The sequence below is a fragment of the Pseudomonas sp. GM_Psu_1 genome (assembly GCF_026544185.1).
Classification (GTDB): domain Bacteria; phylum Pseudomonadota; class Gammaproteobacteria; order Pseudomonadales; family Pseudomonadaceae; genus Chryseomonas; species Chryseomonas oryzihabitans.
In genome coordinates, this window is sequence record NZ_JALNUX010000001.1 from 282,421 (window position 1) to 295,680 (window position 13,260).

Annotated in this window: 11 protein-coding genes; 5 read left to right on the forward strand and 6 right to left on the reverse strand. The window is 67.1% G+C overall.

The window, feature by feature from the left end; translation table 11 throughout:
* Positions 1-24: 24 nt before the first annotated feature.
* From gcvH to gcvT, 3 genes are all read left to right on the forward strand, one after another.
* Positions 25-393: a glycine cleavage system protein GcvH gene (gene gcvH, locus OXS31_RS01325; RefSeq protein WP_007159937.1), complete on the forward strand. Its 369-nt coding sequence runs from the start codon at positions 25-27 to the stop codon at positions 391-393.
* A gap of 7 nt (positions 394-400) precedes the next feature.
* Positions 401-3,256 (forward strand): aminomethyl-transferring glycine dehydrogenase, encoded by a 2,856-nt coding sequence (gene gcvP, locus OXS31_RS01330; RefSeq protein WP_267397369.1) that lies wholly within the window; start codon positions 401-403, stop codon positions 3,254-3,256.
* Positions 3,257-3,398: 142 nt separating this feature from the next.
* Entirely contained in the window at positions 3,399-4,508 is a 1,110-nt protein-coding gene (gene gcvT / locus OXS31_RS01335; RefSeq protein WP_027597363.1) for a glycine cleavage system aminomethyltransferase GcvT, read from the forward strand.
* A gap of 134 nt (positions 4,509-4,642) precedes the next feature.
* On the opposite strand, the gene OXS31_RS01340 is transcribed toward gcvT, so the two are convergent.
* Positions 4,643-5,257, reverse strand: coding sequence for a glutathione S-transferase (locus OXS31_RS01340; RefSeq protein WP_169855055.1), 615 nt, complete (start codon positions 5,255-5,257; stop codon positions 4,643-4,645).
* A 155-nt stretch (positions 5,258-5,412) separates the two neighbouring features.
* On the opposite strand from OXS31_RS01340, the gene OXS31_RS01345 reads away from it, so the two are divergent.
* Positions 5,413-6,318, forward strand: coding sequence for a LysR substrate-binding domain-containing protein (locus tag OXS31_RS01345; protein WP_027597365.1), 906 nt, complete (start codon positions 5,413-5,415; stop codon positions 6,316-6,318).
* A gap of 18 nt (positions 6,319-6,336) precedes the next feature.
* Here the strand turns inward: OXS31_RS01345 and OXS31_RS01350 are convergent, their stop codons facing one another.
* Positions 6,337-6,528, reverse strand: coding sequence for a hypothetical protein (locus OXS31_RS01350; protein ID WP_132832609.1), 192 nt, complete (start codon positions 6,526-6,528; stop codon positions 6,337-6,339).
* 243 nt (positions 6,529-6,771) lie between these two features.
* Between OXS31_RS01350 and OXS31_RS01355 the strand changes: the two genes are divergently transcribed.
* Entirely contained in the window at positions 6,772-8,736 is a 1,965-nt protein-coding gene (locus OXS31_RS01355) for a DNA topoisomerase III (protein ID WP_267397370.1), read from the forward strand.
* Here the strand turns inward: OXS31_RS01355 and OXS31_RS01360 are convergent.
* From OXS31_RS01360 to OXS31_RS01375, 4 genes are all read right to left on the reverse strand, one after another.
* A complete protein-coding gene (locus tag OXS31_RS01360) occupies positions 8,723-9,055 on the reverse strand; it encodes an endonuclease domain-containing protein (RefSeq protein WP_267397371.1) in 333 nt (110 codons plus the stop codon). The two genes, OXS31_RS01355 and OXS31_RS01360, sit on opposite strands and share 14 nt — an antisense overlap.
* An 860-nt stretch (positions 9,056-9,915) precedes the next feature.
* Complete coding sequence (locus OXS31_RS01365; RefSeq protein ID WP_027597369.1) at positions 9,916-10,224, reverse strand: hypothetical protein; 309 nt, start codon at positions 10,222-10,224, stop codon at positions 9,916-9,918.
* 175 nt (positions 10,225-10,399) lie between these two features.
* The gene (locus OXS31_RS01370) at positions 10,400-11,707 is read right to left on the reverse strand and encodes an MFS transporter (RefSeq protein ID WP_042134690.1); all 1,308 of its coding nucleotides are present in this window, start codon (positions 11,705-11,707) and stop codon (positions 10,400-10,402) included.
* 169 nt (positions 11,708-11,876) lie between these two features.
* Positions 11,877-13,205 (reverse strand): sigma-54 dependent transcriptional regulator, encoded by a 1,329-nt coding sequence (locus tag OXS31_RS01375; RefSeq protein ID WP_027597371.1) that lies wholly within the window; start codon positions 13,203-13,205, stop codon positions 11,877-11,879.
* Between the last annotated feature and the right edge of the window lie 55 nt (positions 13,206-13,260).

Sequence of the window (13,260 nt, forward strand, 5' to 3'; positions counted from 1 at the left end):
ACAAAGGTCCGCAGGAGTCTGGCAATGGGTCTGCGCTATACCGAAGAACACGAATGGCTGCGTCAGGAAGCCGATGGCAGCATTACCGTCGGCATCACCGACTATGCTCAGGACTCCTTGGGCGACCTGGTCTTCGTGCAATTGCCGGAGCTGCGCAGCTACGCCCAGGGCGATGAGGTGGCGGTGCTGGAGTCGGTCAAGGCCGCCAGCAACATCACCATGCCGCTGGACGGCGAGGTCCTGGCGGTCAACGAGGCGCTGAACGATGCGCCCGAGACCATCAACAGCGATCCGCTGAACGCCGGCTGGTTCTTTCGTTTCCAGCCCGCCAATGCCGAAGCCTTCGCCGCGCTGCTCGACGAAGCCGCCTATCAGCAACTGATCAAGGGGTAAGACCGCCATGTCGCTGCACGACACCCTCAGCACCGCCGACGAATTCGTCCCGCGCCACATAGGTCCGCGCGAGCTCGACGAGATCGCCATGCTGAATCTGCTCGGCTATGAATCCCTGGACGCCATGACCGCCCAGGTGATTCCCGAGAGCATCAAGGGCACCAGCGTGCTGGACCTGCCCGCCGGGCTGTCCGAAGCCGACGCCCTGGCCGAGCTGCGCGCCATCGCCGGCAAGAATCGCCTGCTCAAGAGCCTGATCGGCCAGGGCTACTACAACACCCATACCCCGGCGCCGATCCTGCGCAACCTGCTGGAAAATCCGGCCTGGTACACCGCCTACACCCCCTACCAGCCGGAGATCTCCCAGGGTCGCCTGGAAGCCCTGCTCAACTTCCAGACGCTGATCGGCGACCTCACCGGCATGCCGGTGGCCAACGCCTCGCTGCTGGACGAGGGCACCGCCGCCGCCGAGGCCATGACCTTCTGCAAGCGCCTGGCGAAAAACAAGGCCAGCGCCTTCTTTGCCTCCGTGCACTGCCATCCGCAGACCCTGGACGTCCTGCGCACCCGTGCCGAGCCGCTGGGCATCGAGGTGGTCGTGGGCGTGGAAACCGAGATCGAGGACCACGGCCGCTTCTTTGGTGCGCTGTTCCAGTACCCCATGACCACCGGCGAGATCCGTGACTACCGGGAGAGCATCCAGGCCTTCCAGGCCGCCGGTGCCCTGGTGGCCATGGCCGCCGACCTGCTGGCCCTGACCCTGCTCACCCCGCCCGGCGAACTGGGCGCGGACGTGGCCATCGGCACCGCCCAGCGTTTTGGCGTACCGCTCGGTTTCGGCGGCCCGCACGCGGCCTACTTCGCCACGCAGGACAAGTACAAGCGCGACATGCCCGGGCGCGTCGTCGGCGTGTCCATCGACCGCCACGGCAACCCGGCCTATCGCCTGGCGCTGCAGACCCGCGAGCAGCACATCCGCCGCGAGAAGGCCACCAGCAACATCTGCACCGCCCAGGTGCTCCTGGCCAACATCGCCAGCATGTACGCGGTCTACCACGGTCCCGAAGGCCTGACCCGCATCGCCACCCGGGTGCAGCGTCTGACCAGCCTGCTGGCCGCCGGCCTGCAGCGCCTGGGCCACGAGACCCAGCACACCGCCTTCGACACCCTTACCCTGGTGTTCGGGGCGCGCACCGCCGCCCTGCACGAGGCCGCCCGTGCCCGTGGCTACAACCTGCGCGAAGTCAGCGCCGAGGCCCTGGGCGTGTCCTTGGACGAGACCAGCACCCTGGCCGATGTCCAGGCACTGCTGGAGATCCTGGCCGATGGCAAGCCCGCGCCCCAGGTCGCCGAGCTGGGCGATGCCCAGGGCGTGGAAGTGCCCGCGGCGCTGCAGCGCCAATCGGCCTTCCTGACCCATCCGGTGTTCGCCAGCCACAGGTCCGAGACCGAGCTGATGCGTTACCTGCGCAAGCTGGCGGACAAGGACCTGGCGCTGGATCGCACCATGATCCCGCTGGGTTCCTGCACCATGAAGCTCAACGCCGCCAGCGAGATGATCCCGGTCACCTGGGCGGAATTCGGCGGTATCCACCCCTTCGCCCCGGCCGACCAGGCCGAGGGCTATGCTCAGCTCACCACCGAGCTGGAGGCCATGCTCTGCGCCGCCACCGGCTATGACGCCGTCTCCCTGCAGCCCAATGCCGGCTCCCAGGGCGAGTACGCCGGCCTCCTGGCCATCCGTGCCTATCACGCGAGCCGCGGCCAGGGCGAGCGCGACGTCTGCCTGATCCCGGCCTCGGCCCACGGCACCAACCCGGCTACCGCCAGCATGGTCGACATGCGCGTGGTGGTGGTGGCCTGCGACAAGCGCGGCAACGTCGATCTTGACGACCTGCGGGCCAAGGCCGAGCAGCACAGCGAGCGCCTGGCCGCGCTGATGATCACCTACCCGTCCACCCACGGGGTGTTCGAAGAAGCCATCCGCGAGATCTGCCAGGTGGTCCATGACCACGGCGGCCAGGTCTATATCGACGGCGCCAACATGAACGCCATGGTCGGTCTCTGCGCCCCGGGTCAGTTCGGCGGTGACGTCTCCCACCTCAACCTGCACAAGACCTTCTGCATCCCCCATGGCGGCGGCGGTCCGGGCGTCGGCCCCATCGGCGTCAAGGCGCACCTGGCGCCCTTCCTGCCTGGCCATGCCCGGCTGGAGCGCAAGGAGGGCGCGGTCTGCGCGGCGCCCTATGGCAGCGCCAGCATCCTGCCGATCTCCTGGATGTACCTGAAGATGATGGGCAGCGCCGGTCTGACCCGCGCCTCCCAGGTTGCCATCCTCAGCGCCAACTACATCGCCTGCCGACTGGAAGAGCACTACCCGGTGCTCTACAGCGGCACCGGCGGCCTGGTGGCCCACGAGTGCATCCTCGACCTGCGCCCGCTCAAGGACAGCAGCGGCGTGACCGTGGACGACGTGGCCAAGCGCCTGATCGACTTCGGCTTCCATGCGCCGACCATGTCCTTCCCGGTGGCCGGCACCCTGATGATCGAGCCCACCGAGAGCGAGTCCAAGCAGGAACTGGACAGATTCTGCGACGCCATGATCGCCATCCGCGAAGAGATCCGCGCCCTGGAAGCCGGCACCCTGGATCCCCAGGACAACCCGCTGAAGAACGCGCCGCACACCGCGCGCGAATTGGCGGGCGAGTGGACCCACCCCTACAGCCGCGAGCAGGCGGTCTTCCCGCTGCCGAGTCTGGTGGACGGCAAGTACTGGCCGCCGGTGGCGCGCATCGACAACGTCTACGGCGATCGCAACCTGGTCTGCTCCTGCCCGCCGATCGAAGCCTACGGCGAGGCCTGACCCTCACCCCCGGCCCCTCTCCCTCAGGGAGAGGGCCGGGGTGAGGGCTGACCCCATCACCCACGTCGCGACCCATAGCCCAGCGCTGTCCCGTTCCCCTTGCCTGGGGCGCGACAGCCGCCACCCGACACGGAGCCCCACCATGTCCCTGCTCAAGACTTCGCTGCACGCCCTGCACCTGGAACTCGGCGCCCGCATGGTGCCCTTCGCCGGCTACGAGATGCCGGTGCAATACCCGCTCGGCGTGCTCAAGGAGCACCAGCACACCCGCGCCCAGGCCGGGTTGTTCGATGTGTCCCACATGGGTCAGGTCCTGCTCGAAGGCGAAGAAGCCGCCGAAGCCCTGGAGTCCCTGGTGCCGGTCGACATCATCGACCTGCCCAGCGGCATGCAGCGCTATGCCCTGCTGACCGACGACAACGGCGGCATCCTCGACGACCTGATGGTCGCCAACCTGGGTGACTGCCTCTATCTGGTGGTCAACGCCGCCTGCAAGGAAGCCGACCTCGCCCACCTGGAAAAGCACCTGGGCGATCGCTGTCAGGTGCTGCCGCAATTCGATCGCGCCTTGCTGGCCTTGCAGGGCCCGGCCGCCGCCGCGGTGCTGGCGCGCCTGGCGCCAGAAGTGGCCGAGATGACCTTCATGCAGGTCCGCCGCGTCAAGCTGCTGGACCAGCCCTGCATCGTCAGTCGCAGTGGCTATACCGGCGAAGACGGCTACGAGATCTCGGTGCCCAGCGCCGCCGCCGAGGCCCTGGCCCGCCGCCTGCTGGCCGAGCCGGAGGTCGAGGCCATCGGCCTGGGCGCGCGCGACTCCCTGCGCCTGGAAGCCGGCCTCTGCCTCTATGGCCATGACATGGATGCCGGTACCACGCCGGTGATGGCCAATCTGGGGTGGGCGCTGTCCAAGGTGCGGCGTGAAGGCAACGGTCGCGCCGGCGGTTTTCCCGGTGCCGAGCGCATCTTCACCGAGCAGCGTGAAGGCGTGAGCCGCAAGCGCGTCGGCCTGCTGGTGCAGGAGCGGGTGCCGGTGCGCGAGGGTGCCGAGCTGGTGGATGCCAATGGCGCCAGCATCGGCCGTGTCACCAGTGGCGGCTTCGGCCCGACCCTGGGGGCGCCGGTGGCCATGGGTTATGTCGACAGCGACTTCGCCGCCCTGGATACCCAGCTGTTCGCCGTGGTGCGCGGCAAGCAGGTGCCGGTCAAGGTCGCCAAGACCCCCTTCGTGCCGCAGCGGTATTATCGCGGATAAAGATCGGGCTGGCTGATCGTAGCTATGGCGGTCCGCCGCTGCGGCCGCTCCGGTGACGAGGATTGACCGTTTTATCGCGGCCATGGGCCGCTCCTACAGGATCCCGTAGGAGCGGCCCATGGCCGCGATGCCTTTCAGGCTAGCGGATAATCGCGAAACACCGACAGCGCCTCCGCTTCGGCGGCCAGGGCCTCCAGCGTCGGGTAGTTACGCCGCTCGATCAGCCCCGGCAGGGCGAAATGCAGGAAGGTCCAGGCCACCGCCGTGTCGATGGCGTCCTGACCGATGTTGTCTTCACCCAGCGGCGGACGCGGGCCCAGCCAGGCCTTGTCGAGGGCGCCACAGGCCGCACGCAACTGACCTTCCACGCGCTGCTGCCAGGGCGCATGACGCTTCTCTTCCGGTCGCAGATCACGCTCGTACACCAGCTGCACCGCCTTCTCGGACAGGGCCAGCGCCAGGCCGCTGCGACTGAGGGCGGTGGCCCGGGCCGCGTGGCCGCTCGGCCGCAATTGCCGACTGCCACAGGCGAGATGCTGGGCATAGTCCAGAATCAGCGACGAATCCATCAGCCGCTGACCGTCCAGGCAGATCAATGTGGGTGCCTTGAGCACCGGATTGAAGCTGCGAAAGCGCTCGACCTCACGAAACAGCGAGATCTGGCGCAGCTCGAAGGGCAGAACCAGCAGGCGAAGGGAGATCGCGACCCGCCGCACATAGGGGGAGTCGAGCATGCCGATGAGTTGCATGGGGGCGTCCTGTCAGAAAGAGTGAATCCTGTTTCACGTGGAACGTCATCCTGGTCACGTGTTTCACGCCAGGTGCCGCTCTGGACAAGACATTAAGGATTCGGTGAAGCTGCTTCCAGCGAGAAATTCTGACCGGATCATTAAGGAAAGCTTACATGTCCCGTGTGCCGCCCTTGAATGCCCTGCGCTGCTTCGAAGCGGTTGCCCGCCTGGGCAGCGTGACCCGCGCCGCCAATGAATTGCACCTCACCCATGCCGCGGTCAGTCAGCAGGTGAAGGGCCTGGAGCACCAGCTGGGCATGGTGCTGTTCGAGCGCCAGGGGCGCGGGATCGAGGTCACCGGCGACGGTCGCGTCTATGCCGAGCAGGTCCGCCAGCTGCTCGAGGATCTGGGCGAGGCGACCCGGCGCCTGCAGGCCCGTCCGCGGCGCAACGAACTGGTATTCGCCACCTTTCCCTCCTTCGCCACCCACTGGCTGCTGCCGCGGCTGCCGCGATTTCGCGCCCTGTACCCGGACTATCGCATCCGTATCCAGACCAGCCTGGATTTCCAGGATCTGCGCCAGGGCATGGTGGATATCGGAGTGCGCATGGGCGAGGGCCAGTGGGATGGCCTGACGGCGCTTCGGCTGTTTCAGGACGATGTGCTGCTGGTGGCGGCACCTGGTTACAACGGTGGGCAACTGCCGTGCAGCCTGGACGAGGCTCTCGCGCAGCCGCTATTGCACACGGAGGAAACCTGGCTGCACTGGGGCGAAACGGCTGGTCTAGGCGAAGCAGCACCCAATCGCGGCATCAGCGTGAATGATTCCAACGTGGTACTGGAGGCGCTACGCCTTGGTCAGGCGCTAGCGCTGGAGCGGCGCAGCCTGGTGCAGGCCGCGCTGGACGAGGGACGTCTGGTCCAGCTCAGTCCGGTAACGGCGCCCTATCCCTATGCCTACTGGCTGGTCTGGCCGGAACGCGCCGAATCGGCGGAAAAGCAGGAGCGCTTCAGTGCCTGGATCCAGGCCGAGGTCGCGACCTATCTGGCCGCGCTGGAGGCGCCGACGCCCGCCTAGGGCGTCGGGCGGGAGGTCTTAGCGCAGCAGCAGCTTGCGACGGCCGTCCGGCCAGACTTCCCAGAGTTGATCGTTGATGCGCTGCACCTGGCTGGTGGTCCGGCGCATGGCCGAAATGCTGGCCCGCAGGGCCTGGCCGCTGGCGGTGTCGACGAGATTGCCGGCGCCGGTGCTCTCGGCCGTGGCGCGATCCATAGCTACAGTGTTCATTGACGCCTCCCAGAGCTCGGCTAAAGACGGCGAAAGTGCCGTAGCCCAAGGACTGCCCAGCCACGGCAAGATTCCGCGTCCGCGGCGGCCGCCGTTCAAGCTGTGATCCACGTCCTGAGCACGCTGTGGCCCACTGGGCGAATTTGCGCAAAGGCCGCTTTCTGTACGGATATACAGATTAGGCCTTGCGCCGCTCGCGCAGGCTTTGCATCCTGTGGCGATTCCCCTCGTGCGACGCCCGCCATGCAGCTGTATCTCTGCGAAAAACCCTCCCAGGCCAAGGACATCGCCCGCATCCTCGGCGCCACCCGCCGCGGCGAGGGCTGCCTGCAGGGGCAGGGCGTGACCGTGACCTGGTGCATCGGCCACCTGCTGGAAACGGCGCCACCGGACGCCTATGACGCCCGCTACAAGCGCTGGTCGCTGGACGACCTGCCCATCGTTCCCGAGCAGTGGAAGCTGCAGGTCAAAAAGACCACCGGCAGCCAGTTCAAGGCGGTCAAGCGCCTGCTGGGCGAGGCCAGCGAACTGGTGATCGCCACCGACGCCGATCGCGAAGGCGAGATGATCGCCCGCGAGCTGGTGGAGCATTGCCGCTATCGCGGGCCGATCCGCCGGCTGTGGCTGTCGGCGCTGGATGACGTCTCCATCCGCCGCGCCCTGGCCGCGCTCAAGCCCGGTGCCGAGACCTATGGGCTCTATCAGTCCGCCCTGGGACGCTCGCGCGCCGACTGGCTGATCGGCATGAACATGAGCCGGCTGTTCACCCTGCTGGGGCGCCGCTCCGGCTATCAGGGCGTGCTCTCGGTCGGACGGGTGCAGACGCCGACCCTGCGCCTGGTGGTGGACCGCGATCGTGCCATCGCCGCCTTCGTGCCGGTGCCCTTCTGGACCGTGGAGGCGACCCTGGACGCCTCCGGCAGTCGCTTCCAGGCCCAATGGCAACCGCCAGAGGACGTCTGCGACGACCAGGGCCGCTGTCTCAAGCCCGAGGTGGCCCAGGCGGCGGCGCGGGACATCGAGGCGGCTGGGCAGGCGCGGCTGGTCAAGCTCAAGACCGAGCGCGTCCGCGAGGCGGCGCCCTTGCCCTTCGATCTGGGCACCTTGCAGGAGGTCTGCTCCAAGCGCCTCAACCTGGGCGCCCAGCAGACCCTGGACGTCGCCCAGGCGCTCTACGAGAAGTATAAGCTGATCACCTATCCGCGCAGCGATTGCGGCTACCTGCCGCTGTCCCAGCACGCCGAGGCGCCGGCGCTGCTGGCCGCCTTGCTGGGCGCCGACAGCAGTCTCGCCCCCCTGCGCGACCATCTGGACGCCAGTCGCCGCTCGCGGGCCTGGAACGATGCGAAGGTCAGCGCCCACCACGGCATCATCCCGACGCAGGTGACCCGCGACCTGGGACGCCTGAGTCCGCAGGAGCGCAACGTCTACGGCCTGATCCGCGCGCGCTACCTGGCGCAATTCCTGCCGCCGCACGAATTCGATCGCACCCAGGCCGATTTCGAGGCGGGCGGCGAACGCCTGCGGGCCACCGGCAAGCGGCTGGTGGAACCGGGCTGGCGGCGCGCCTTGCCCGAGTCGCTCACGCCGCCCAAGGGTCGCGAGGCACCGCCGCCCCAGGCGCTGCCCGAGTTGCGCGAGGGTGAGTCCTATCCGGTGGTCGAGGTGCGTTGCAAGGATCAGCTGACCCAACCGCCCAAGCCCTTCACCGAGGGCGATCTGATCAAGGCGATGAAGAATGTCGCCAAGCTGGTGGAGGATCCCGCCCTCAAGCAGAAGCTCAAGGACACCACCGGCATCGGCACCGAGGCGACCCGCGCCAGCATCATCCAGGGCCTGCTGGACCGCGGCTACCTGGTCAAGCAGGGCAAGGCCCTGGCGGCGACGCCGGCGGCCTTCGGCCTGATCGACGCCGTGCCCCGGGCCATCGCCGATCCGGGCACCACGGCGCTCTGGGAGCAGGCGCTGGATCGGGTGCAGGAGGGCGAGCTGAGCCTGGCTGAATTCGTCACCAAGCAGTCGGCCTGGATGGGCAAGCAGGTGGAGCGCTGTCTCGGCCTGACCCTGACCATCAGCGGACCGCCGCCGGCGGGCAAGGGCGCGCCCTGGAAGAAGAAGCGGCGTACGGGCGGGAGCAAGGCCAAGGCGACGGCGAAGACGGGTGGCGCACCGCCACGCGCGCGCAAGCCGAGGGTCAAGCCGGGCTGAGGGCTGCGTGAAGGCGTTCGAGCACAGCGTCGGGCTGGGTCAGGACCTCATGATTCCAGAAGCGAATGATCTTGAATCCCTGGGCTTGCAGCCAGGCGTCGCGCTCGCGGTCGTTGCCGCTGCCCTGATGCTGGCCGCCATCCAGTTCGATCACTAGCCGCGCTTCCAGGCAGACGAAGTCCAGGATATAGCGGCCATAGGGATGCTGACGGCGGAATTTATGACCCTGTAGACGGTTGCCGCGCAGGTGATACCAGAGTGCGCGCTCGGCGTCGGTCTGACCCCGGCGCAGGGCGCGGGCATGGCTGATGAGGGGCATGGGAATCCTTTCCCTGGGGGTTCTGGTGTCGGGTTCGCCCTCACCCCAACCCCAACCCTCTCCCGGAGGGAGAGGGGGTGGTACGGAGTGAGAGGTGATCTGAGGAGTATCGCCTGGGGAAATAGTGTTGGCGAGGCTCTAATGCGTGGTTCGCAAGGCTATGACGTGGGTGCCGATGCGGCCCTCACCCCAACCCTCTCCCGGAGGGAGAGGGGGTGGTACGGAGTGAGAGGTGATCCGGGGAGTATCGCCTGGGGAAATCGTGTTGGCGAGGCTCTAACGCGCGGTTCGTGCGGCTATGACAAGGGTGCCTGTGCGGCCCTCACCCCAACCCTCTCCCGGGGGGAGAGGGGGCCATACGGAGCGAAGCGGAGCTATGGAGTAGCTCTCGCTGAAAGACAGTCAAAACTGCTATCGCAGCAGCACTGAAAACAGCTTCAGTACCAACGTCTGGAGAAAGAGCCCGCTATCACTCCAGACCGCCCCCTCTCCCTGGGGGAGAGGGTTGGGGTGAGGGCCCCCGGCCAGCCTTACTTCTTCTCGAACGCCGCAGCAGCAGTGGCATAGGCCGCTTTGTGATATTCAAAGCTGGCTGACTGCACCAACATGATTTCCTAGTCTCGATAAAGGCGATCACCGAGCGCTAGGAGAGGCTGTCAGCCTTGATTTCGGCTCTGTCGATGAAGTTGGAGGGGGTGGAGGTGAAACGGCCTCAACTGGCCTAAGCGAATCGCTATCGCAGTAACACTGAAAACAGGCTTGGAACCCACGTCTGGAGGAAGAGCCCGCCACCGCTCCAGACCGCCCCCTCTCCCTGGGGGAGAGGGTTGGGGTGAGGGCGCAGGGCCCCCCCGCGAGGCTTACTTCTTCTCGAACGCCGCCGCGGCGGTGGCGTAGGCCGCTTCGTGATAGTCGAATTCGGCGGACTGCACCAGCAGGGTTTCCTCGTCCTCGGTGAAGGCGATCACCGGGCGATAGGAGAGGCCATCGGCCTTGATTTCGGCTTCGTCGATGAGCTTGGAGAGATCGAAGGCGAAGTCGCCGCAGATGGCCTTGGCCTGGGCGTCGGTAATGCCGTGCTTCTTCAGGGCATCGCGCAGCAGGCTGCTCCACTGGTATTGAAACTGGAGACCCAGTTTGGCGTAGCTGGGACCGTAGTCGATTTCCATGAGTGTGTAACCGGGGCTTGGGAGGAGGGGGCGAACTCGCCACAGCGGTCAGCGAAATGACCGTTGTGGACGCTGCCGGTGACACTACGATGGCGTGCCCCAAAGCCCAGGCAAAGGGGGGCGGGCCGGACGGCCAAATCTAATGACCGAGAGGCCCGCCCCCAGGGACGAGCGGTTATTCGTGGACGATGCGCGAGTGATCGCGGGTGTCCTTCATGAAGACGTAGACCAGCAGCGAGCAGGCGATGCAGCCGGTCACGTACCAGTAGTAGCCGCTCTCCATGCCGATGCTCTTGAACCACAGGGCCAGGTATTCGGCGGTGCCGCCGAAGATGGACACGGTCAGGGCATAGGGCAGGCCGACGCCCAGGGCGCGGATCTCGGTGGGGAACAGCTCGGCCTTCACCACGGCGTTGATCGAGGTGTAGAAGCTGACGATCACCAGCGCCACCATGATCAGGCCGAAGGCGCCCCACCAGGTGGTGACGCTGCCCAGGGCAGTGAGGATCGGGTAGGTGAACAGGGTGCCGAGCACGCCGAAGGCGATCAGCACCGGGCGCCGGCCGACGCGGTCGGAGAGGGCGCCGACCACGGGCTGCAGCAGCATGAACAGGAACAGCGTCGCCGCCGAGATGGAGGTGGCGTCGGTCTTGCTCATGCCCACCGAGTTGACCAGGTACTTCTGCATGTAGGTGGTGTAGGTGTAGAAGGCCAGGGTGCCGCCCATGGTCAGGCCGACCACGGTGAAGAATTCCTTGGGATGGCGCATCAGGGTGCGCATCAGGGATTCCTTGGGTTTTTCGGCCTTCTTGAAGGAGCTGGTCTCTTCCATGCCGCGGCGCAGGTAGAGCGCGGTCACGGCGCAGGCGGCGCCGATCAGGAAGGGGATGCGCCAGCCCCAGCTTTCCAGCTGTTCGACGGTCAGGGTCTGCTGCAGCACGATCAGGGTGGCCAGCGCCAGCAGCTGGCCGGAGATCAGGGTGACGTACTGGAAGCTGGAGTAGAAGCCACGGCTTTCCTTGGTCGCCATCTCGCTCAGGTAGGTGGCGGAGGTGCCGTATTCACCGCCCACCGAGAGGCCCTGCAGCAGCCGCGCTAGCACCAGCATGATGGGGGCGGCGACGCCGATGGTGGTGTAGCTGGGGGTGAGGGCGATGATCAGCGAGCCGGCGCACATCATGATCACCGAGACCATCAGCGCGGACTTGCGGCCGGCCTTGTCGGCATAGAGGCCCATCAGCCAGCCGCCGATGGGGCGCATGAGAAAGCCCACGGCAAAGATGGCGGCGACGTTGAGCAGCTGGGCGGTCTGGTCGCCCTTGGGAAAGAAGGCCTTGGCGAAATACAGCGAGAAGGCGGCGTAGACGTACCAGTCGTACCATTCGACCAGGTTGCCGACGGAACCGCTGAAGATGGACTTGATGCGCTGCGAGGTGGTCTTGGGCGCGGTCTGGCCGGCCGCGAGGGTAGCGGTGCTATCCACAGGGTGTTCCTCTTGTCGTTGTTATTAGGGCGCTCGGGGCGTCGACAAGGGCTATAGCAGGGCGCGTGCCAGGTCGCGAAGCCGCGTCCTGACTAGGTTTTGCAGATACGGATCGGCGAAAGATCGCCGAAAGGCGGTGAGCAATGAGCGGATTTCCGCCTATTGCCTCTCAATCCTCGTCGCGGAAGTCGGCCCGCACCAGGCCATGGCGCTGCATCTTCTCGTTGAGGGTGCGCCGTGGCAGTTGCAACTCGTCCATCACTGCCTTGATCTCGCCGCCGTGGCGGGCCAGGGCGGCGCGCAGGCACTGGGCCTCGAAGGCTTCCAGCTGATCGGCCAGGGAGTGGCCCGCGGCTGCGGTGGCGGGGGTACCCAGGCCGAGGGCCTCGCGCTCGGCGGCGTTGGCCAGCTCGCGCACGTTGCCCGGCCAGCCGTGACCTAGCAGCTGGGCCAGGCGCGCCGCGCCGGGCGGGGTGACCGGGCGCCCCAGGCGGGCGCCGGCCTCGGCGAGGAAGTGATCGAACAGCAGGGGGATGTCTTCGCGGCGCGCCCGCAGCGGCGGCAGGTGCAGCTCGGCGACATTGAGGCGATAGGCCAGGTCTTCGCGAAAGCGTCCGGCGCGGGCTTCTTCCAGGAGATCCGGCTTGGTGGCGGCGACGATGCGCAGGTCCAGGGCGATGCTCTGGTTGGAGCCGAGGCGCTCCAGACGCTGCTCCTGCAGCACCCGCAAGAGCTTGACCTGCTGCGCCAGGGGCATGCTCTCGATCTCGTCGAGAAACAGGGTGCCGCCGTTGGCGTATTCCAGCTTGCCGATGCGCTTGCCCTGGGCGCCAGTGAAGGCGCCGCTCTCGTGGCCGAACAATTCGCTCTCGAACAGCTGCTCGGGGATGGCCGCGCAGTTGAGGGCGACAAAGGCCTTGTCGGCGCGGGGACCGAAGTCGTGCAGGCAGCGGGCGACCAGTTCCTTGCCGCTGCCGGTCTCGCCGCGCAGGAGCACGTTGACCGGTGTCGGCGCCAGGTCGAGGATCTGCTGGCGCAGGCGGACGATGCCGGGCGAGACGCCGAGCAGGCGGCGGGCGAGGGTGCTCTGGTCGTCGACCCGGCGGTGCAGCTGGCGGTTCTCCAGCACCAGCCGGCGCTTTTCCAGGGCGCGGCCGAGATCGCCGAGCAAGGCCTCGGGGCTGAAGGGCTTTTCCAGGAAATCGTAGGCGCCCTGGCGCATGGCGCTGACCGCCAGGGCGACGTCGCCGTGGGCGGTGAGCAGGATCACCGGCAGGTCGGCATCCAGGGCCTGCAGCCGTTCCAGCAGGGCCAGGCCGTCCATGCCGGGCATGCGCACGTCGCTGACCACCACCCCGGCGAAATCCGGGGTCACTGCCGCCAGGCAGTCTTCGGCGCGGGCGAACAGCCGCACCTGATGCCCCGACAGCTCCAGCCACTGGCGCACCGCTTCGCGGATGCTGGCTTCGTCGTCGACCAGATAGACCTGAGCTTGCATGGGAGGCGTCCTCTCGCGGCCGGTGCGCCGCTACCTTGCCCGAAGGCCGGCGACG

Excerpts from the sequence above, each read along its gene's own strand:
- OXS31_RS01340 (WP_169855055.1), bottom strand. The coding sequence starts at position 5,257 with ATGCAACTCATCGGCATGCTCGACTCCCCCTATGTGCGGCGGGTCGCG.
- OXS31_RS01360 (WP_267397371.1), bottom strand. The coding sequence starts at position 9,055 with ATGCCCCTCATCAGCCATGCCCGCGCCCTGCGCCGGGGTCAGACCGAC.
- gcvT (WP_027597363.1), top strand. The coding sequence starts at position 3,399 with ATGTCCCTGCTCAAGACTTCGCTGCACGCCCTGCACCTGGAACTCGGC.
- OXS31_RS01345 (WP_027597365.1), top strand. The coding sequence starts at position 5,413 with ATGTCCCGTGTGCCGCCCTTGAATGCCCTGCGCTGCTTCGAAGCGGTT.
- OXS31_RS01350 (WP_132832609.1), bottom strand. The coding sequence starts at position 6,528 with ATGAACACTGTAGCTATGGATCGCGCCACGGCCGAGAGCACCGGCGCC.
- OXS31_RS01355 (WP_267397370.1), top strand. The coding sequence starts at position 6,772 with ATGCAGCTGTATCTCTGCGAAAAACCCTCCCAGGCCAAGGACATCGCC.
- OXS31_RS01365 (WP_027597369.1), bottom strand. The coding sequence starts at position 10,224 with ATGGAAATCGACTACGGTCCCAGCTACGCCAAACTGGGTCTCCAGTTT.
- gcvP (WP_267397369.1), top strand. The coding sequence starts at position 401 with ATGTCGCTGCACGACACCCTCAGCACCGCCGACGAATTCGTCCCGCGC.
- OXS31_RS01375 (WP_027597371.1), bottom strand. The coding sequence starts at position 13,205 with ATGCAAGCTCAGGTCTATCTGGTCGACGACGAAGCCAGCATCCGCGAA.
- gcvH (WP_007159937.1), top strand. The coding sequence starts at position 25 with ATGGGTCTGCGCTATACCGAAGAACACGAATGGCTGCGTCAGGAAGCC.